Annotated in this window: 18 protein-coding genes and 1 pseudogene; 17 read left to right on the top strand and 2 right to left on the bottom strand. The window is 66.5% G+C overall.

All coding sequences use genetic code 11. The annotated features are described in order from the left end of the window. The first annotated feature begins 76 nt into the window (after positions 1-76). A complete protein-coding gene (locus RS899_RS10245; RefSeq protein ID WP_315809822.1) occupies positions 77-745 on the top strand; it encodes a TIGR04211 family SH3 domain-containing protein in 669 nt (222 codons plus the stop codon). Positions 746-749: 4 nt separating this feature from the next. On the opposite strand, the gene RS899_RS10240 is transcribed toward RS899_RS10245, so the two are convergent. Both RS899_RS10240 and RS899_RS10235 read right to left on the bottom strand, forming a co-directional pair. Further along, entirely contained in the window at positions 750-1196 is a 447-nt protein-coding gene (locus RS899_RS10240; RefSeq protein WP_315809821.1) for a GNAT family N-acetyltransferase, read from the bottom strand. An 80-nt stretch (positions 1197-1276) separates the two neighbouring features. Next, positions 1277-2197 carry a LysR family transcriptional regulator gene (locus RS899_RS10235; RefSeq protein WP_037010248.1) on the bottom strand — a complete coding sequence of 307 codons (921 nt, stop codon included), beginning with the start codon at positions 2195-2197 and terminating at the stop codon, positions 1277-1279. 322 nt (positions 2198-2519) lie between these two features. Between RS899_RS10235 and RS899_RS10230 the strand changes: the two are divergent. The 16 genes and pseudogenes from RS899_RS10230 to RS899_RS10155 form a co-directional block, all read left to right on the top strand. Continuing rightward, positions 2520-4887 (top strand): annotated as a pseudogene (locus RS899_RS10230) (TonB-dependent receptor); the annotation flags it as partial. 57 nt (positions 4888-4944) lie between these two features. Beyond that, positions 4945-5850 carry a TauD/TfdA family dioxygenase gene (locus tag RS899_RS10225; protein WP_315809819.1) on the top strand — a complete coding sequence of 302 codons (906 nt, stop codon included), beginning with the start codon at positions 4945-4947 and terminating at the stop codon, positions 5848-5850. Between the two features lie 148 nt (positions 5851-5998). Continuing rightward, the gene (locus RS899_RS10220; RefSeq protein WP_315809818.1) at positions 5999-6889 is read left to right on the top strand and encodes a TauD/TfdA family dioxygenase; all 891 of its coding nucleotides are present in this window, start codon (positions 5999-6001) and stop codon (positions 6887-6889) included. A 261-nt stretch (positions 6890-7150) separates the two neighbouring features. After that, the gene (locus RS899_RS10215) at positions 7151-7900 is read left to right on the top strand and encodes a GntR family transcriptional regulator (RefSeq protein ID WP_054909274.1); all 750 of its coding nucleotides are present in this window, start codon (positions 7151-7153) and stop codon (positions 7898-7900) included. Next, positions 7897-9663 carry a fumarate reductase/succinate dehydrogenase flavoprotein subunit gene (locus RS899_RS10210; RefSeq protein WP_315809817.1) on the top strand — a complete coding sequence of 589 codons (1767 nt, stop codon included), beginning with the start codon at positions 7897-7899 and terminating at the stop codon, positions 9661-9663. The genes RS899_RS10215 and RS899_RS10210 overlap by 4 nt, the downstream gene beginning before the upstream one ends. A gap of 249 nt (positions 9664-9912) precedes the next feature. Then, positions 9913-10158: a 4Fe-4S dicluster domain-containing protein gene (locus tag RS899_RS10205; protein WP_024767017.1), complete on the top strand. Its 246-nt coding sequence runs from the start codon at positions 9913-9915 to the stop codon at positions 10156-10158. A 221-nt stretch (positions 10159-10379) separates the two neighbouring features. Further along, on the top strand, positions 10380-11786 hold the full coding sequence (locus tag RS899_RS10200) for an ABC transporter substrate-binding protein (RefSeq protein WP_315809816.1): 1407 nt from the start codon (positions 10380-10382) through the stop codon (positions 11784-11786). Positions 11787-11833: 47 nt separating this feature from the next. Continuing rightward, complete coding sequence (locus tag RS899_RS10195) at positions 11834-12622, top strand: ABC transporter permease (RefSeq protein WP_315810421.1); 789 nt, start codon at positions 11834-11836, stop codon at positions 12620-12622. Continuing rightward, positions 12619-13467, top strand: a complete 849-nt coding sequence (locus tag RS899_RS10190; protein ID WP_315809815.1) for an ABC transporter ATP-binding protein — start codon at positions 12619-12621, stop codon at positions 13465-13467. The genes RS899_RS10195 and RS899_RS10190 overlap by 4 nt, the downstream gene beginning before the upstream one ends. Next, positions 13464-14435 carry a HEAT repeat domain-containing protein gene (locus tag RS899_RS10185; RefSeq protein ID WP_315809814.1) on the top strand — a complete coding sequence of 324 codons (972 nt, stop codon included), beginning with the start codon at positions 13464-13466 and terminating at the stop codon, positions 14433-14435. The genes RS899_RS10190 and RS899_RS10185 overlap by 4 nt, the downstream gene beginning before the upstream one ends. Beyond that, positions 14432-14710, top strand: a complete 279-nt coding sequence (locus tag RS899_RS10180; protein ID WP_315809813.1) for a DUF971 domain-containing protein — start codon at positions 14432-14434, stop codon at positions 14708-14710. Before RS899_RS10185 ends, RS899_RS10180 begins: the two co-directional genes overlap by 4 nt. A gap of 133 nt (positions 14711-14843) precedes the next feature. Beyond that, positions 14844-15548 (top strand): SDR family NAD(P)-dependent oxidoreductase, encoded by a 705-nt coding sequence (locus RS899_RS10175; RefSeq protein ID WP_315809812.1) that lies wholly within the window; start codon positions 14844-14846, stop codon positions 15546-15548. Positions 15549-15639: 91 nt separating this feature from the next. Then, positions 15640-16659, top strand: a complete 1020-nt coding sequence (locus RS899_RS10170; RefSeq protein ID WP_054909281.1) for an AraC family transcriptional regulator — start codon at positions 15640-15642, stop codon at positions 16657-16659. A 257-nt stretch (positions 16660-16916) separates the two neighbouring features. After that, positions 16917-18158 (top strand): sterol desaturase family protein, encoded by a 1242-nt coding sequence (locus tag RS899_RS10165; RefSeq protein WP_315809811.1) that lies wholly within the window; start codon positions 16917-16919, stop codon positions 18156-18158. A 1-nt stretch (position 18159) separates the two neighbouring features. Next, positions 18160-18717, top strand: a complete 558-nt coding sequence (locus RS899_RS10160) for a hypothetical protein (RefSeq protein ID WP_315809810.1) — start codon at positions 18160-18162, stop codon at positions 18715-18717. Positions 18718-18866: 149 nt separating this feature from the next. Next, entirely contained in the window at positions 18867-20798 is a 1932-nt protein-coding gene (locus RS899_RS10155; RefSeq protein ID WP_315809809.1) for a DUF1302 domain-containing protein, read from the top strand. Positions 20799-20800 lie beyond the last annotated feature (2 nt).

The raw sequence follows: 20800 nt of genomic DNA, 5'->3' as shown, positions 1-20800 counted from the left end.
GTTTCAAATAAAACGCCCGGCCGGCGTTTTCACTCCCGCAAGGCGGGTTTCGTTTCAAGTCATGTGAAGATTGCCCATGTCCCTATCGCGTCGTTTCCCTGCACGAGTTTCTCCCCTCCAGACCCGCGCCCTCGGCGCCTGCCTGTTTGCCGGCCTGCTGGCAGCCGGCGCCCCGGCCCAGGCCGAGGAGCCCGCCAGCAACGCGCGCTGGGTGAACGACAGCCTGAGCACCTATGTGCGCAGCGGCCCCACCGATGGTTACCGCATCGTTGGCACCCTCACGTCCGGGCAGCAGGTCCAGTTGCTCAGCACTTCCGGCGACTACAGCCAGGTACGCAGCGACAGCGGCAACAGCGTGTGGATCGCCAGCAAGGACCTGCAGGAAAAACCCGGCCAGGCCGAACGTCTGCCGGCGCTGGAGCAGAAGGTCACCGAGCTGACCACGCAATTGCAGACCATCGACGACAGCTGGAAGAACCGTGTCCAGGGCATGCAGGAAACCCTGGATGCGCGCAAGAAGCTCATCGACGAACTTCAGGCCGCGCGCACCGCGCTGGATAGCGAGCTGAACGAAGCCCGCTCGCAACTGCGCGATGCCCAGGCGCAACTGGGCGACGAGAACAAGCAGGTGCTGATGCGCTACATGGCCTACGGCGGCAGCATCGCCGGCGCCGGCCTGCTCGCCGGGCTGATCCTGCCGACCATGCTGCGCGTGCGGCGCAAGCGCAGCACCGAGTGGGTCTGACGCCTCAGTCGATCAGCAATTCGTACTGCCGATAGCCCAGGGCGTCGCTGCCCCGTGGCTGGAACCCGGCGCGCTCATACAGGCGCCGCGCCGGGTTGTCGGGGCGCACACTGAGCTTGAGTCGCGTGTAGCCTTCCTGCCGGGCGTCCTCGATGTAGCGCTGCAACAACGCTGTACCGACGCCCCTGCCCCGCCACGCCGTGCTGACGCCCAGGGTGCACAGTTCCGCGCTGCCATCTTCCGGCATCCAAAAGCTATAGCCCACGCTTTCGCCGGCGTGCTCGGCAATGGTCAGACGCTCGAAGTGATCGAGCCAGCGCGCCAGATGCCGGTCGAAGCCTTCCCGCCAGCGCGCCTCATGGGCAGGCTCCCACTGACGGATATAGGCCTCTTCGCCGCGCTGGACGTAGGGGACATCGGTGATCCGGGCGGGACGGAAGGAGAAGTTCATTGCAGGCAGCCATGGACAGCGCGGTCAGCCTATCTTAGCTGCTGGCCCTACCGGTTCGCTTTGCTCCCATGCAACCCGCATCACGCCACCGCGCTCTCCACCCCAGCGTCGAGGTCCACCAGCAATTCGATCATTGCCCGCGCCGCTGCCGAGAGGCGGTCGCCGCTGCGGGTGACGATGCCGCAACGGGCCTGGAGGATGTCGACGTTGTTGGGCAGGTTGCGGAAGTGCAGGCGCACCAGTTCGCCGCGCGCCATGGGCTCGCTCAGCGCCTCCTCCACGGCGATGCCGATGGCGTCGGTCTGGCTGACGATGCGCACCAGCGAGGCCATGTCCTCGCACTGCACATTGGTGGTGATGTCGATCTTGCCGCTGAGGTTGGCGAGCATCTTCCGCGCGCTGGGGGGGATCAGCGTGGCGGCCAGCGGGTAGGCGAACATGTCGTTGGTGGAGAGGCTCTCCTTGGCCAGTAGCGGATGCCCCTGGCGGCAGAAGAACAGGCCGCTGCGCGGCTTCAACGCGCGGGTCTGGAAGTTCGGGTCGGCTTCGAAATGGCGGATGTCGGCGACGAAGAATTCGATCTCCTCGCGGCTCAGGCTGCGCGCCAGGCGCTCCCAGTTGTCCACGCCGAACTGGATGTGGATGCGCGGGTAGCGCTGGACGAAGCGCGACACCGCGTCGGACACCAGCTTCTGCGCCGGGGCCGGCCCGCTGCCGAAGCGCAACTCACCCGAATCCAGCTTGTTCAGTCTCGCGACCGCATGGCTCAGGTTGTTCGCGCCCTGCACCAGGCTCAGCGCGTGCTGCAGCACCACCTGGCCCTCGGGAGTCGGCCGCAGGTCCTTGCTGCCTCGGTCCACCAGGCGGCAGCCCAGCTCCTGCTCCAGGCCCTGGATGCTGCGGCTGAACGCCGGCTGGGTAATGCCCATGGCGTCGGCCGCGCGAACGAAGCTGCGGTGTTCGTTGAGGGCGATGAAGTAGCGGAGTTGGCGCAGATCCATGATGCATTTCCGGCATTGAAAATAGTGGGCAAAGGCATTTGCCGCTCGTTATGCGCTGGTTTTAAATGCAAGCTCTTATTCCGTCAATGAAGAATAAAACAAACATCTATTCTTTTATGAACTAAGAATATAGCTCAGACCAGGAGTCGCCCGATGCCAGCCTTGTCCCTCCTTTCCTCGCGAATGTGTCAGCCGCGCTGTCGCTGACAGCAAACGCCGCAGACCCCATAGAGAAAACGTCGCTCGCCACTTTCGTGTGGCGCGGCCCCCTTTTGCCCGCGATCGGCGCGGACAGACAAGGACACAGCATGATTTCGAGACATTCGCCCTTCCCCTTCGCCCCGCGCCGGCTGCGCGCTCCGGACTACGCAGTGGTCCTGCTGTTGGCACTGGGCGGCGCCCTGCCGGTGCTCGCCGAGGAAAGCGAGGACAGCACGACTGCCGCTCAGACCGATAAGGCCGTAAGCGCCGCGCCGGCCAAGGCCGATGCCACCCTGGGCAAGGTCACCGTCACCGCCCGCCGCCGCGAGGAGGATTCGCAAAAGGTACCCACGCCGATCACCGTGGTCGGCGGCGAAACTCTGGAAACCCAGCGCGTCTACAAGGTGCAGGACCTGCAGCAGATCCTGCCCAGCGTGAACGTCGCCTTCATCCACGCGCGGCAGTCGAGCATCGCCGTGCGCGGCATCGGCAACAACCCGGCCAGCGACGGCCTGGAAGGCAGCGCCGGGGTCTACCTGGACAACGTCTACCTGGGCCGCCCAGGCATGGCAGTGTTCGACCTGCTGGACATCGAGCAGCTGGAACTGCTGCGCGGCCCGCAAGGCACGCTGTTCGGCAAGAACACCACGGCCGGCGTGCTGAACATCAGCACCCGCGCACCGACCTTCAGCCCCGAGCGCAGCGTCGAGGTCTCCGGTGGCCAGGACGGCTACTTCCAGGGCAAGGGCACCGTCTCCGGCGCGCTGACCGACACCCTGGCCGGGCGCGTGTCCGCCTACCGCACCCGCGACGACGGCTACATCAAGAACGTCCATGACGACAACTACCTGAACGGCGGCGAGCGCCAGGGCATCCGCGGGCAATTGCTGTTCAAACCCAACGAGGACTTCGACCTGCGCTGGATCAACGACTACAACGAGGAGGATTCGAGCAACGGCAGCATGGTGGTCTATGGCGCCGCCGACCGCTTCTGGCAGCGCGCCGCCGCAGTAGGCGCTTCGCCGATCCGCGATCCGGACCGGCACAAGGTCAACATCAACAGCCGCCAGCACGTCAGCGTGCACCAGGGCGGCAGCTCGGTGGAGGCCAACTGGAACCTCAACGGCGGCTACAAGCTGACCTCCATCAGCGCCTATCGCTACTGGCACTTCACCCCGGCCAACGACGAGCAACTCAACGTCTCGGCGATCAACAACACCGGAGTGGAAGTCCACGACCGCCAGTTCTCCCAGGAAATCCGCCTGGCCTCGCCCACCGGCGGCTTCTTCGACTACGTGCTGGGCGCCTATGCGTTCAACCAGAACCTGGGCAACAAGACCTTCACCGACTACGGCCCGCTGGCCGACCCGTACCTGCTGGGGGCGAACCTCAACGCCCTGAACAACACCTACTCCAAGGCCAACGGCAAGATCGAAACCGACAGCTTCGCGCTGTTCGCCCAGGGCACCTGGCACCTCACCGACAAGCTGGACTTCACCGCCGGCCTGCGCGGCACCTACGAGGAGAAGGACGCCAAGGTCGAGCGCTTCGCTCCGATCGGCGGTGCGCCGGTCAGTGGCGTCGGCGCAGTGGTCCGCAACAACCAGCTGGGCGCCTACGACTCGGGCGACCTCAGCCTCTACAGCTTCGCGCCCTCGGCCCTGCTGAGCCTGAGCTACCAGTTCACCGATGACCTGCTCGGTTATGCCTCGCTGTCCCACGGCGAGAAGTCCGGCGGCGTGAACCTGGCCGTGGCCAGTGCGCCAACGGCCGGCGCCGACTCCCTGCTGGTCGGCCCGGAGCGCGCCAACGACGCCGAACTGGGGATCAAGACCACCCTGTTCGACAACCGCCTGCAACTCAACACCAACCTCTTCTGGACCGGCATCCACGGCTACCAGGCAACCACGCTGTACCAGCCGCCGGGTTCGACCCAGCTGGTCTCGGTGCTCTCCAACGCCGGCAGCGTGCGCTCGCGCGGCCTGGAGTTCGAGGCCACCGCGCTGCCCATTCGCGGCCTGACGCTGAACTTCAACGGCTCCTACAACGACGTCACCTACCTGTCGTTCAAGGACGCCCCATGCCCGGCGGAAATCTCTACCCAGCCCGGCGCGCCCGCCACTTGCGACCTCACCGGGCAACGCGTGGTCGGCGCCTCGAAATGGATCGCCAACCTCAATGGCGAATACGCCTGGAACCTCGACGACGGCATCCGCCCCTACGTGACCGGCAGCTACTCCTACCGCTCCGAGGCCGAGGGCACGCTGGACAACTCCGACCTCTCGAAGATCGACGGCTACGGCCTGGCGAACTTCTCCGTCGGCCTGCGCAAGGACCTCGGCGACGGCCAGCTGGACGCCTCGGTCTGGCTGAAGAACGCCTTCGACAAGGACTACTACCTGGCCGCCTTCGCCAGCATCAACGGCTCCTACACCGCCTCGGTGGGGCAGCCGCGAACCCTGGGCGCGTCGGTCCGTTACGACTTCTGATCCCCATCCGCCGCGCTCCCGGGCGCGGCGCTATTGCCACAGCAAGAGGACGATGAGATGAGCACTGCAGCACAAGCCATTCAGCAAGACCTGGTACACCTGGACATCCACCCGGTAGCCGGCCGCATCGGCGCGGAAATTCGCGGCGTGACGCTTTCCGGCGATCTCGACGCCGCCACCATCGAGGCCATCCAGGCTGCGCTGGTGCAGCACAAAGTGATCTTCTTCCGTGGCCAGACCCAGCTCGACGACCAGGACCAGGAAGCCTTCGCCAAGCTGCTCGGCGAGCCGGTGGCGCACCCCACCGTGCCGGTGCAGGAAGGCACCCATTACCTGCTGGAACTGGACGGCGCCCAGGGCCGCCGCGCCAACTCCTGGCACACCGACGTGACCTTCGTCGACGCCTATCCCAAGGCCTCGATCCTGCGCAACGTGGTAGCACCGGAGTCTGGCGGCGATACCGTCTGGGCCAATACCGCCACCGCCTACGACGACCTGACGCCGGAGCTGAAGGCACTGGCCGAGTCGCTCTGGGCCGTGCACAGCAACGAATACGACTATGCCAGCGTGCGCCCGAACGTCGACCCGGCGCGCCTGGAGGAATACCGCAAGGTGTTCACCTCCACCGTCTACGAGACCGAGCACCCGGTGGTGCGCGTGCATCCCATCAGCGGCGAGAAGACGCTGCTGCTCGGACACTTCGTCAAGCGCCTGAAGGGCCTCTCGCAGCACGACTCGGCGCACCTGTTCGCCGTGCTGCAGAGCCACGTCACCCGCCTGGAAAACACCGTGCGCTGGCGCTGGCAGCCGGGCGACGTGGCCATCTGGGACAACCGCGCGACCCAGCACTACGCCGTCGACGACTACGGCACCCAGCCGCGCATCGTGCGCCGCGTGACGCTCAGCGGCGAAGTGCCGGTGGGTATCGACGGGCAGCGCAGCCGGACGATCAAGAAGGTTTGAGCCTTTCCCCAAAGCCCCTCACCCCCGCCCTCTCCCAGGGGGAGAGGGAGTAGATCGGCGCAACGGGATGACCCGCTGCATCGGACTGCCCCCTCTCCCTCCGGGAGAGGGTTGGGGTGAGGGAAGCCCCAAACGCAGGATTCTCGAGATGACCCAATCCAACGCCGTACAACAACCCACCCCCGAACCCTTCGCCATCGTCCCCCTCGACGCCCCGCTGGGCGCCGAAGTTCACGGCCTCGACGCCCGCGAGCCGCTGACCCCGGAACAGATCCTGGCAATCAAGCAGGCCCACCGCGAACACCACATCCTGATCTTCAAGAACCAGGACCTGGACGACCAGCAGTACCTGCGCTTCGCCACGCTGTTCGGCGCGGTGTTCCAGCCGCCGGCAGATGTGCCCGTGCTGTCCTCCGGCGCCGACGGCAAGGCCCCCGAAATCGTCAAGGTGGCCAACACCGAGGACGGTGAACTGGGCAACTTCGCTCTGCCGGCCCACGTTGACCATCAATGGACGCCAGTGCCCTCTTCCGGCTCCTTCCTCTATGCCCTGGAGGTGCCCAGGACCGGTGGCGAAACCCAGTTCACCAACCTCGCCCGCGCCTACGAGACACTGGATGAGGCGACCCGCGCCGAGATCGACCCATTGCGCCTGATCAACTACAACCCGTTCATCCGCCTGAAGAGCGGTGGCTACAACGGCACATTCGTGCGCTACCGCACCCCGGACATCGAGCCCATCCAGGGCACCGAGCATCCACTGGTGCGCACCCATCCGGAAAACGGCAAGCGCGTGCTCTTCCTCTCCGTGCACACCGAGGTGGAAATCCCCGGTGCAGATCCTGTGCAAGGGGCCGCACTGATCGAGCGGCTGCGCGAACACCTGCAGAAGCCCGAGCTGATCTACAGCCACAAATGGTCGGTGGGCGACATCGTCTGGTGGGACAACCAGGCCGTGCTGCATGGGCGCAACGCCTTCCCGGCCAGCGAGAAGCGGCGCTTGAAGCGCATCAGCCTGTCTGGCAGCCGGCCGTTCTGAGGTGATGTCCGCCCTATGGGGCGGAAATCTCCGCGCGAGGGCTTTTGACCCTGTAGGAGCGAGCTTGCTCGCGAACGGATTACCCGGGCGCTCTGGCATCAGGCGGTTCGCGAGCAAGGACTGGGCGTCCCCCTCGCTCCTACAAAAAACCTGAGATACCCCTGCTGACGGCGCTTTCTATGCTTATGCGAAATCGTTTCTTGTCCTGAATCAGCTATTCCTTTTATAGTTTCGGCAACTCGTCATAACAAGTTATGAACTATGGTCGAACTACTCCCCCTCTCCCCCGTTCCCCTGTACAGCCAGCTGAAGGAAATCCTCCGCACGCGCATCCTCGACGGCACCTATCCGCCGCTCAGCCGCATGCCGTCCGAGGCCGAGCTGGGCAAGGCCTTCGAGGTCAGCCGGATTACCGTGCGCCAGGCGCTGGGCGACCTGCAGAAGGAAGGGCTGATCTTCAAGATTCACGGCAAGGGCACCTTCGTCGCCAAGCCCAAGGCCTTCCAGAACGTCAGCACCCTGCAGGGCCTGGGCGAATCCATGACCCAGCGCGGCTACGAAGTGATCAACCGCCTGCGCAGCTTCAAGACCGTGCCCGCCAACGCCCAGGTTGCCGCCCGTCTGCAAGTCGCCGAGGGCGAGAACGTGGTGCAGATCAAGCGTGCCCGCCTGGTCAACCGCGAGCTGGTGTCGCTGGAGATCACCTGGCTGCCGGAGGCCGTTGGCAAGCGGCTGGAAAAGGCCGACCTGGTCAGCCGCGACATCTTCCTGATCCTGGAGAACGACTGCGCCCTGCCCCTGGGCCATGCCGATCTCGCCATCGACGCCATCCTCGCCGATGCTGAACTGGCCCGCGCGCTGGAGGTGGAAGAAGGTTCGCCGGTGATGCGCATCGAACGCCTGACCCACACTGCCGACGGCGCGCCGCTGGACTACGAACACCTCTACTACCGCGGCGACGCCTTCCAGTACCGCCTGCGCATCGACCGCCACAAGGGACAGCACCAATGACCCAGTTCGATCTCTCCCAGATCCCCGAGGACAAGGAACTCGCCTACGACATCGTGGTGATCGGCGGCGGCACCGCCGGCCCCATGGCGGCGATCAAGGCCAAGGAAGCCAACCGCGAGCTGCGCGTGCTGCTGGTGGACAAGGCCAACGTCAAGCGCAGCGGCGCCATCAGCATGGGCATGGACGGGCTGAACAACGCCATCATTCCCGGCCACGCCACGCCCGAGCAGTACACCAAGGAAATCACCGTCGCCAACGACGGCATCGTCAACCAGGCGGCGGTCTACGCCTACGCCACCCACAGCTTCGAGACCCTGCAGCAACTGGACCGCTGGGGCGTGAAATTCGAGAAGGACGAGGTCGGCGACTACGCGGTGAAGAAGGTCCACCACATGGGCGCCTACGTGCTGCCCATGCCCGAGGGCCACGACATCAAGAAGGTGCTGTACCGCCAGCTCAAGCGCGCGCGCATCGAGATCACCAACCGCTTGGTGGTGACCCGCCTGCTCACCGATGAAGAAGGCGCGGTCAACGGCCTGCTCGGCTTCGACTGCCGTACCGCGCAGTTCCAGGTGATCCGCGCCAAGGCGGTGGTCCTCGCCTGCGGCGCCGCCGGCCGCCTGGGCCTGCCCTCGTCCGGCTACCTGATGGGCACCTACGAGAACCCCACCAATGCCGGCGACGGCTACGCCATGGCCTACCACGCGGGCGCGGAGCTCTCGAACCTTGAGTGCTTCCAGATCAACCCGCTGATCAAGGACTACAACGGCCCGGCCTGCGCCTACGTCACCGGCCCGCTGGGCGGCTACACCGCCAACAGCAAGGGCGAGCGCTTCATCGAGTGCGACTACTGGAGCGGCCAGATGATGTGGGAGTTCCACCAGGAACTCGAAGGCGGCAACGGCCCGGTGTTCCTCAAGCTCGACCACCTGGCCGAGGAAACCATCCAGACCATCGAGGAAATCCTCCACAGCAACGAACGCCCCAGCCGCGGCCAGTTCCACGCCAACCGCGGCACCGACTACCGCCAGCAGATGGTCGAGATGCACATCTCCGAGATCGGTTTCTGCTCCGGCCATTCGGCCTCGGGCGTGTGGGTCAACGAGAAGGCCGAGACCAGCGTCAAGGGCCTGTACTCGGCCGGCGACATGGCTGCCGTGCCGCACAACTACATGCTTGGTGCCTTCACCTACGGCTGGTTCGCCGGGGCCAATGCCGCGCAATACGTGGCCGGCCGCGAGTTCAGCGAGGTCGATAGCGCCCAGGTGGAGCGTGAGCGTGAACGCGTCTTCGCCCCTTTGAAACGCGAGCACGGCCTGCCGCCAGCACAGGTGGAGTACAAGCTGCGGCGCATGGTCAACGACTACCTGCAGCCGCCCAAGGTGACCAGGAAGATGGAGATCGGCCTGCAGCGCTTCGCCGAGATCACCCGCGACCTCGACCAGCTCAAGGCCAACAACCCCCACGAGCTGATGCGCGCCATGGAAGTCAGCGTGATCCGCGACTGCGCCGAAATGGCCGCCCGCGCCTCGCTGTTCCGTACCGAGAGCCGCTGGGGCCTGTACCACCATCGCGTCGACTACCCGCTGCGCAACGACGCCGACTGGTTCTGCCATGCGCACCTGAAGAAGGGCGACGACGGCGAGATGACCAGCTTCAAGAAGCCCATCGAGCCCTATGTGATCGCGCTCGATGAAGACGAGCAGCAGGCTTACGAAAAACTGCGGGTAAAGAGCGAGGCGGCTTTAATTCTTGCGCCCTGAAGAGCCCCTCACCCTAACCCTGGCTACGCGCCCCGCTCCTGATGGAGAGGCGACTGTCCTGAGCGGCGAATGAATCGGCGCTCGCCGGCTGACTCGGTGCTTTCCAGACCCACCGAACGGCCCCCTCTCCCCCTGGGAGAGGGCTGGGGTGAGGGATGGGCCCTAGCACCAGTACCACCCCGGAACCACCGAACAGAATCAGCCCGCCGCCACGACGGCCGGCAAGCAACACGATGAGGACCGCGTGCAATGGCCTACCAACCCCAGGAAATCTTCTTCCGCTCCAGCGCCCCGGTGACGGTGGACGAGGACAAGTGCATCGCCGACAAGGGCTGCACCGTCTGCGTCGAGGTCTGCCCGATGGACCTGCTGGCGATCAACCCCGCCACCCAGAAGGCCTACATGGCCTTCGACGAATGCTGGTACTGCATGCCCTGCGAGAAGGACTGCCCGACCGGTGCGGTGCGCGTGGAGATTCCGTACCTCCTGCGCTGAGCTCCCGCAACGAAGTTCCCCTGTAGGAGCGAGCTTGCTCGCGAACCAACTCCTGCAGCAGGGCTGTTCGCGAGCAAGCTCGCTCCTACGAAAAGCCCGAACAAGCCATAAGAAACGCCATCCGGCCCCACCGCCGGACGCCTGATGCACCGCCCCTCGTTTCCCACCGCAAGGCCTGCGGCGGAGACGATTCCAACACTCATGATTCGAGGGGAACACCCATGACCTTGCGCACCACCCTGGCCGGCCTCGCGCTCGCCATTGCCAGTATCACCGCCCACGGCGAGACCATCCGCGTCGCCATCGGCACCCAGGACACCACCATCAACTGCGCCGCCGGCGGCCTGTTGATCCGCGAACTCGGCCTGCTCGACAAGTACCTGCCGCACGACGGCAAGTACAAGGACGCGCAGTACGACGTGCAGTGGAAGAACTTCACCAGCGGCGCGCCGCTGACCAACGAGATGCTCGCCGGCAAGCTCGACTTCGGCGCCATGGCCGACTTCCCCGGCTCGCTCAACGGCGTCGCCCACGAGGCGGCCGGCAAGCGCAGCCTGTTCATCAGCGTGCTCTCGGGGAGCATCGAGGGCAGCGGTAACGGCATCGTCGTGCCCGCCTCGTCCAAGGTGCAGTCGCTGGCCGAACTCAAGGGCCAGACCATCTCCGTGCCCTTCGCCTCCACCGCCCACGGCCTGCTGCTGCGCGCCATCGCCGCGCAGGGCTGGGACCCGGAGAAGGACGTCACCATCATCGCGCAACCGCCGGAAGTCGCCGGCTCCGCGCTGCAGGCCAACAAGATCGCCGCCCATGCCGACTTCGTGCCCTTCGCCGAGTTGTTCGAGAGCCGTGGCATCGCCCGCAAGATCTACGACGGCTCCCAGGCCAAGGCACCGACCTTCCACGGCGCGCTGGTGGAAGCCGACTACGCGCAGCAGTACCCGGAAATCGTCGAGGCCTACCTGCGCGCCACCTACGAAGCCAACCAACTGCTGGCGAAAGACCCGGAGAAATACAGCGAGCTGATCGAGAAGGTCGCCGGCATTCCCGCCGAAGTGAACTACCTGTTCCACGGCCCGCTCGGCCTGCAGACCCGCGACCTGACCTGGAAGCCCGAATACCGCCAGGCCGTCACCACCGCCATCGACACCCTGAAGCTGCTGAAGAAGGCCGACCGCGGCCTGAACGTCGAGCAGTTCGTCGACGACCGCTACATCCGCGCCGCCTTCAAGGCCTCCGACGCCGACTACGACGCCGCGCTGAAGAACTACGCGCAGCAGCCACTGCTGGGTAACGACATTCTGACCAACAAGCCGATCAGCGATACGCGCAAGGTCGCGCAGATCTGGGTGCGCGGCGAACCGAAGGTGCGCAGCTACGCGACCGCCAGTGAAGCGCTGGGGCAACTCGCCGAGCTGAAGAAGCAGGGCAAGGACATCCGCGCCGTCTACGCCCAGGCCAGCGACAGCGGCATCAAGCTGCTGGCCAGCCAGGCCTGGTTCGTGCGTGGCAAGGACGGCGCGCTGGACGCCTTCCTGCTGCGCGAACAGGCCGACGCCTTCGCCCGCCAGCACGGCGGGGAAGTCGCCGACTTCGCCGCTGCCAGCCAGCAGGCGGTCGCCAGCCGCTGAGGTGCAGCCCCGGTGCCGCGCGCACCGGGGCTCGACGGAGAACGATGATGAACACCACCACCCTCACCCGCTGGAGCCTGCGCCTGGCCTCGCTGCTGGTCTGCCTGGCGCTGTGGCAGGTGCTCAGCGCACGGCACGTGAACCTCGGCGTGGTCACCTTCGCCAACGTGCCCGGCCCGCATGATGTGCTGGAAGCGGCCTGGAACCTGGCGCAATCGAGCAAGCTCGGCCGCCACCTCGGCAGCAGCCTGCTGCGGGTACTCGCCGGCTACCTGCTGGCGGCCTTCGCCGGCATCGCCCTGGGGTTGCTCATCGGCCGTGGCCGCTGGGCCCGCGACAGCCTGCTGCCGCCGCTGGAAGTGCTGCGGCCGATCCCGGCGGTGGCGTGGATTCCGCTGGCGATCCTGATGTTCCCCAGCTCCGAGCTGTCGATGATTTTCATCACCTTCACCGGCGCGCTGTTCCCCATCCTGCTCAACACCATCCACGGCGTGGAAGCGGTGGACCCGCGCCTGCTCGCCTCCGCCCGCAGCCTCGGGGCCGGGCGCCTGGCGCTGCTGCGCGAGGTGGTGCTGCCGGGTGCCGCGCCGAGCATCGTCACCGGTCTTGCCATCGGCATGGGCACCTCGTGGTTCTGCCTGGTGACCGCCGAAATGATCTCCGGCCAATGGGGCATCGGCTACTACACCTGGGAGTCCTACACCTTGCAGAACTACCCCGACATCGTCGTCGGCATGCTGCTGATCGGCGTGCTCGGCATGGCCAGCAGCCTGCTGGTGCGCCAGCTCGGCAGCCTCGTCACACCCTGGCAGCGCCAGGCCGGAGGCAAGCCATGAGCCTGCCCGCCAGCGCACCGGGGCGCGTGCGCGTCGACGGCCTGTCCATCCACCTTGGCAGCGGCCGCGACGCCTTCGAGGCCGTGCAGTCCCTGAGCTTCTCCATCGAGCCCGGCGAATTCGTCTGCGTGCTCGGCCCGTCCGGCTGCGGCAAGTCCACCCTGCTCGGTGCCCTTGCCGGCCACCTGGCGCCCAGTGCCGGCAAGCTGGAAGTGGACGGTGGTCCTGTCGCCGGCCCCTCGCCCGAGCGCGGCATGGTGTTCCAGCACCACACCCTGCTGCCCTGGCGGCGCGTGCGCGACAACGTCGCCTTCGGCCTGAAGATGCGCGGCGTGCCCTGCGCAGAACGCCATCGTCAGGCCGACGAGATGCTCCAGTTGGTCGGTCTGAACGGCTTCGCCAATCGCTGGCCGTCGCAGCTCTCCGGCGGCATGCAGCAACGCGTGGAAATCGCCCGCGTGCTGATCAACCAGCCACGCCTGCTGCTGATGGACGAACCCTTCGGCGCCCTCGACGCGCAGACGCGGATGATGATGCAGGAACTGCTGCTGGACATCTGGACGCGCCTGCGCACCAGCGTGCTGTTCATAACCCACGACATCGACGAGGCGCTGTTCCTTGCCGACCGCATCCTGGTGATGAGCCCGCGCCCCGGGCGCATCCTCGAAGACATTCGCCTCGACTTCCCGCGCCCACGCCACACCGACCTGCTCACCAGCCCGGAATTCTCCCGCCTCAAGCGCCACTGCCTGGAACTGCTGCGCCACGAAGACGGCCGCCAGCTGCCGCGCCTGACGCCGCTGGGGCTGCCCACTCCACAACGGATACCGCGATTCGCCATATGACCGACTTCAGCCTGACTACCGATAATCCTGACATCCTCGACCTGCAACCGCGTCTGCAGGACGCCGACGCCGGCGTGCGCCGCATCGCCCTGATCGAACTGGCCGACCTTGAAGACCCTGACGGCCTCCCCTGGCTCGCCCACGCGCTGACCCATGATGACGCCGCCAGCGTGCGTGCCGAAGCCGCACGCCTGCTGGAAGCCTGGGAAGAGCCCGACGTGGTGGACGCGCTCTGCCAGGCCCTTGCCGACCACGCCGAGGACGTGCGCGAAGCCGCCGCCCAGAGCCTCAGCGAGCTGAAGACCGCCGAGGCCGGCGTACGCCTGCTGCCCTGGGCTGCGCACAGCGATATCTTCGTCCGCCGCAGCGCCCTGCGCGCCTTGCGCGAACTGCGCCTGGAAGCCGCCGCCGAACCGGCGCTCACCGCGCTGCAGGACACCGATGCCGGCGTGCGCCGCGAAGCCGTGGGCATCCTCGGTTGGCTCAAACGCACCGACGCCCTGCCACACCTGGCTCGGCTGACCCGCGATGATCCGGACGCCGAAGTCCGCCGCGCCGCCGCCGGCGCGCTGGGCCTGGCCATCGACGCCAGCGTGCTGCCGGCCTTGCAGGCCGCCCTGGCCGATCCGGCCTGGCAAGTGCGCGAGGAAGCCGCCGGTACCCTCGGCAAACTGGCCCTGCCCGAAGCCGGCGAAGCGCTGGTGCAGGCGCTGGAAGACGACTTCTGGCAGGTTCGCCTGCGCGCCGCCCGTTCGCTGGGCAAGCTGCGCTACCTGCCGGCGCTGGAGGGGTTGACGGTCGTGCTCGGGCACGGCATCAGCAACCTGCGCAAGGAAGCCGCGCTGGCCCTGGGCGAACTGGGCAGCGGCGATGCCATCGAGGCACTGCGCAACGCCGAGCAGGACGGCGATCCGGAAGTCCGCAAGGCCGTGCGCATCGCCCTGAATCAGTTGGGCCAGTCGACATGAACACGCCGGTCGCGCTGCATCGCTCCAGCACAGACGGCGAACTGCGCATCCGCTGGGACGACGGCGTCGAGCAGTGCATTGCCTTCACCCGCCTGCGCGGCGCCTGCCCCTGTTCGCAATGCCGGGCAGCGCGGCTGCAAGGTCGCATCGAGCTGGTGAAGGCCGGCGTAGTCGTGCAACAGCTGAACCTGCAGGGCTACGGCGTGCAATTGGTGTTCGACGACGGCCATGACCGCGGGATCTATCCCTGGGACTACCTCCGCAACCTGGCCTGAACCTGCAATGCCCGGCAAGCAGATGACGCGCTGCCGCATCCAATCTGGCGCGCAGGAACATGCCGCGCGGCGGCAGGGTGATTAGCGTTCGCAGCATACCCACAAGAACGTCAACCACCGAGCGCCATTCATCATGCCTTCATCGCTTTCCCAACACGTCATCGCCATCACCGGAGCCTTCGGCAACCTCGGTGCGGCGCTGGCCATCCAGGCCGCCGAAGCCGGCGCACTGCTTGTTCTGATCGACCGGGCCGAAGCGCCGCCCGCGGACTTCCATACGCCCGAGGGCGCCCTGCTGCTGACCGGTATCGACCTCGCCTCGCTGGCCGACGCCCAGGCCGCAGCGCGCCGGATCGACGAACGCTTCGGCCGGCTCGACGCGCTGGTGAACGTCGCCGGCGGCTTTGCCTGGCAGACCCTGGCCGAAGGCGAGGTCGAGTGCTGGGACCGCCTCTACACCCTCAACCTGCGCACGGCCCTGTGCGCCTGCCAGGCGCTGCTGCCGCTGATTCGCCAGTCCGCCACCGGGCGCATCGTCAACCTGGGCGCCGGCGCAGCCAGCCGGGCCGGCTTCGGCATGGGCGCCTACGCCGCCTCCAAGGCCGGCGTGCTGCGCCTGACCGAAAGCCTCGCCGAGGAGCTCAAGGACCAGGGCGTCACGGTCAACGCGGTGCTGCCGAGCATCATCGACACGCCGCAGAACCGCGCGGCCATGCCGGAGGCGGACTTCGGCCGCTGGGTCACGGCCGAACAGCTGGCGGGGGTGATTCTCTTCCTGCTCGGTGATGCGGCCGCCGCCATCACCGGCGCCGGGATTCCGGTCAGCGGCCGCGTCTGAACGTGCCGACGGACGCCGCTGGCCTCGGCGGCGCCCGACTTGCTAGATTGCACCCGCTCTCCAACCGGACCACCGGATCGCCCCACACGCCATGCACCCCGCCACCGCCAGCGCCGCCTTCGTCAACCACGTGCTGAACACCGCCGAGCAATACGGCTGTGACGGCGAACTGTTGCTGAACGAAATCGGCCTGCAGCGCGAGCGCCTCGCCGACCCGATCCTGCGTATCCCCATGCACCAGCTGCGGGCCCTGCTGGAGCTGGCGGTACGCATGAGCGGCCTGCCGCACTTCGGCCTGCTGGTGGGCGCGGCGGTACGCCCCGGCAGCTACGGCGTGCTGGGGGCGGTGTCGATGACCAGCGCCACGCTGGGCGAGTCCATGAGCATGATCCGGCGCTTCGGCAAGATCGTCTTCGACAGCCCGTCGAGCCAGACGCACATCGTCATCGGGGACGGCCGGGTACTGCTCGAAGACCAGCGCATCACCGAGCTGGAGCCCTACTGCGCCTGCCAGCAGGACGCCGTGCTGGCGGGCTGGACGGCTTTCGGCCGCTGGCTGATCGGCAGCAGCGCGCCGCTGCTGGAAGTGCAGATGATTCACGCCGCGCAGGGCGACGCCGCACTCTACGACGAGTTCTTCGGCTGCCCCGTCCAGTTCAACGCCCCGCGCAACGCACTGGTTTTCCCCGAGGCGATGCTCGCCGCGCGAATCCAGGGCGCCGACCCGCGCACCCACAAGAGCCTGCTACTGGAGGCGGACCTGCAGCTGGGTCGCTCCTACGCGCCGCTCTCGGTGATCGGGCGGCTGCGGGCACTGCTGATCGAGCACATGCCCGGCGGCGAAGTCAGCCTGGATGGGCTGGCCAGCGAACTGGCCATGTCACCGCGCACCCTGCAGCGCAAGCTGGCCGCCGAAGGCGAAAGTTTCTCCCAGGTGCTGGAAACCATGCGCATGGAACTGGCCGACCACTACCTGCGGCGTACCGACTCCAGCGTCATGGAGATAGCCCTGATGCTCGGTTTTTCCCAGGCCAGCGCCTTCAGCCATGCCTTCCGCCAGTCACGCGGCATCTCCCCGGCAGATTTCCGCAAGACCCTGCGCAGCGCCTGACCTCCGGCGCGGGGGCCCTTGTAGGAGCGAGCTTGCTCGCGAACCGCATTCCCCCGAAATGTCCGCGTCAGGCTGGCCTTGTTCGCGAGCAAGCTCGCTCCTACAGGTAATGCCGCTCCTGGCGTCTATGGGTCGCCATCACCCAATCGAATGCGCCGCCGATTGACGTCGCGCGACATGCGCACTGGCGCCCTGCATCACGCCCGCCCTGGCGCATCGCGTTAGCCTCCGTGCAACAAAAAAAAGGAGGCAGAAACATGCCCAACATGATCGTCTACGCCGTGCCGGCATTCCTCGTGCTGCTGCTGGTCGAACTGCTCTGGAGCTTCTGGCGGCGGCGCCAGACCTTCGCCCTCTCCGACAGCCTGTCGAGCGCGTCACTGGGGCTCAGCGGCCAGGTGATCAACCTGTTCGTCCGCGCCCTGAACTTCGGCGTCTACCTGCTGGCCTACCAGTACCTGGCGCTGTTCGACCTCTCGACCTCGCATTGGTGGGTCTGGGTCATCGGCCTGCTCGGCTACGACTTCTGCTACTACTGGCACCACCGCATGGGCCATGAAGTGAACCTGGTCTGGGCGTCCCACGTGGTGCACCACTCCAGCGAGGAATTCAACTACTCCACGGCGCTGCGGCAGACCAGCACGGGCTTCCTCACCAACTGGTTCTTCTATTGGCCGCTGGCGCTGATCGGCATTCCGCCGACCGTGTTCATCGTCGCCGGGGCGGTGATCCTCGGTTACCAGTTCTGGATTCACACCCGCCACATCGGCAGCCTGGGCTGGTTCGACTACTGCTTCGCCTCGCCGTCCAACCACCGCGTGCACCACGGCCAGAATGCCTACTGCGTGGACAAGAATTACGGCGGCGTGCTGATGCTCTGGGACCACCTGTTCGGCACCTTCGCCAAGGAGCGCCCGGCGTCGGAAGAGCCGATCATCTACGGCATCCACGGCCAGCTGAAGACCTTCGATCCGCTCAAGGCGAACTTCCACAAGTACCGCGACCTGCTTGCCGACGCCCGCCTGGCCGACAGCTGGGGGGACAGAATTCGCGTCTGGTTCGCCCGCCCCGGCTGGCGCCCGGCCGCCGCCGAGCGGCTCGATCCGAAACCGCCCCACGACATCACCGCGTTCCGTATCTACCGCCCACGCATTTCCGCCGCAACGGCCTTCTACTGCCTGCTGCAGATGCTCCTGCTGATGGTGCTGGGCATGGGCTTCCTGGCCTTCGCCTACCAGCTGCCGCTGGCCTGGAAGGTGGTCGGAGCGCTGTGGATCATAGCCTCGCTGTGGGTACTCGGCCGCAGCCTGGAAGGCGCGCCCGGCAATGGCCGCTGGCAGTTGCTGTGGCTGTGTTCGCTGGCGATTCCGGCGGCCATCGGCCACCTGCAATGGGGCCTGCCGGTAGCCTGGGCAGTAGCACTGTTCTTCGCCGCGACACTGACCCTGTTCGGCATGCTGCTGCGTTCGCTGCGCCAGCCGCAATCGCTGGAGGTCTGAGATGAATTCCAGCGTGCTCTGCGAACTGTTGCTGTGCGCCGCGAGCGTCTGGGCAGCGGCGGACAGCCTGAAGAATGGGCAAGGCTGGCGCGTGGCCGGATTCGCCCTGATCACCTTCACTGCGTTGCTCGGCGCGCTGGTCTATGGCGGCCTGGAGACGGCGCGACCGGCGCACCAGACCATGACTGGCATCTCCGGGCGCATCAGCCTGCTGCTGATCGCCGTCGGCAGCCTGCACGGTGCCACCCGCCATCTGCTGCTCGCCGCCCTCGCCGCGCTGATGCTCTGGTTGCCGAACAACCTGGCGCTGGCCGGCAACCTGCTGGCGCTGATCGCCATCGCCTGGCCCGGCCGCTCGCAGCGCTGGCCGCTGGCAATCGCCGGCGCCTTGTTGTTCGTCCTCGCCGGGCTGGGTATCGCCGGGCGAGGCGACTGGTGGGGCATCCCGCGCGTGGACCTCTACCACCTCACGCTGATGCTGGCGACGCTGTGCTGGACGCTGGCACGGCTGCGCGGCACGCGCTGGCTGCTTGGCACGCCAGCTTCCCTCGCCCGCTGAATGCGGGCGCCACCGACCACCGGAGACCAGCACCCGGCGTGAACCCAACACGTCCGTTTGCCTTCGCAGAGCACTATCCGAAGGGGCGCCGCCACGCGGCCCCATCTGATGACACACACAATAAGAACCAGTCGTTGGAGTAGCCTCACATGACCACCAGATCCCGCAAGCGTCGCTTGCAGACCGGGTCCGCCTTTGCCTGCGTTTTACCCCTGATGCTCAGCGGCCAGTCGAAGGCCGTCGAATTCAGTTTCCTCGACAACCAGCTCAGCGGTTCGCTGGACACCACCGTGTCCTACGGCGCGCTGTGGCGCGTGCAAGGTCAGGACAAGACCAACAACGACGTCAACAGCAACGACGGCAACCGCAACTTCAGCACGGGCCTGGCCTCGGAGGTGTACAAGATCACCTCGGACCTGGAGGCGACCTACCAGAATTACGGCCTGTTCATGCGCGGCTCGGCGTTCTACGACACGCAGATCATGGACAAGCGCAACGACTACTACGACCACAACGACCCGCCGCAGCCCAGCCAGAGCTACCCGCACAACGACCACTTCACCGACGCCACCCGCGACACCGCCGGGCACCGCGCGGAAATCCTCGACGCCTACCTCTACGGTAACTGGGATATCGCCGACCATCCGCTGAGCGCGCGCCTGGGCAACCAGGTCTTCAACTGGGGCGAAGGCGTGTTCTACCGGGGCGGCATCAACACCACCAACCCGGTGGATGCTGCCAAATTCCGCCTGCCCGGCTCGGAGCTCAAGGAAGTGCTGATGCCGGTGGAGGCGGTCAGCTTCAACGTCGGCCTCACCGACAACCTGTCGATGGACGCCTTCTACCAGTGGAACTGGAAGGAAACCCGCCTCGACCCGGCCGGCACCTTCTTCTCCGAAACCGACCTTTTCGCCGATGGCGGCAACACTGGCTACACGCGGGTGAAGGCGCTGTCCGACCCGCTGTTCCAGACCCTCTACCCGCAGCTCTCGGCCAGCCACTTTGCCGGCCTGCAGGGCACCGACTACCTGGACAGCAACGGCTACTTCAAGGTGTCGCACATCGGCCAGGACATCAACGCGAAGAACGACGGCCAGTTCGGCGTGGCCTTCCACTATATCGCCGAGCAGCTCAACTCCACCGAATTCGGCTTCTACTTCGTCAACTACCACGCCAAGGACCCGGTGATCTATGCCGACCTGAACAAGAGCTACGCCGGGCTGGACATGGATCAGCTGGCACAGCTGGTCGGCTCGCCGTCCTACGATGCGCTGGTGCAGAGCGGTGGGCAGATGCTCGGCCTGGTCAACGCCGCCGCGGCGGTGGACATGGCCAACCAGGCCAACGCCCGCCGCGAGTACGTCGAGAACATCCGCATGTACGGCCTGAGCTTCAACACCACGCTGGGCGACGCCTCGCTGTTCGGCGAGATCGCCTACCGGCCCAACCTGCCAATCGGCGTGGCGACCACCAACGACCTGCTCGGCGACATGCTCGCCCAGGCCGGCAAGATCGCCGACGGGCAGAAGGTCAATGTCGGCGGGCAGATGGTCGGCCTGGGCGGTGCGGTGCATGACTACGAGCGCGTCGAGTCCTTCAACAGCTCGCTGGGGACGATCTACAACTTCGGCCCGTCGCTGTCCTTCGACTCCTTCATGGGCGTGTTCGAAGTGGCCGCCGAACAACTGCGCGGCAGCAGCCTGCAATACACCGCCTATGACGGCAGCACCCGCTACTACTCCGGCCGCAGCAACGGCGCGTACGTCTCCGGCTTCGACCGCGGGGACCAGGTCAACCGCAATGCCTACGGCGCCACCCTGCTGCTGACCGGTACCTGGAACGACGTGTTCGCCGGGGTCAACCTCTCGCCCTACGGCGTCTACAAGGACGACTTCAGCGGCAACTCGCAGCAGGCCGGCAACTTCATCGCCGGGCGCAAGGCCTACACCCTGGGCCTCAAGGCCACCTACCTGAACAGCCTGGAAGCCGAGCTGCAGTACACCGAGTTCTACGGCGCGGGGCAGGAAAACGCCGCCCGCGACCGCGACAACGTCGGCTTCAACGTCAAGTACTCCTTCTGAGC

Source organism: Pseudomonas sp. C9-3, assembly GCF_032392015.1.
Lineage (GTDB): Bacteria > Pseudomonadota > Gammaproteobacteria > Pseudomonadales > Pseudomonadaceae > Pseudomonas > Pseudomonas nitroreducens.
The sequence above is the reverse complement of the archived record's forward strand: the minus strand, read 5'-3'. Positions and strand labels throughout refer to the sequence as shown.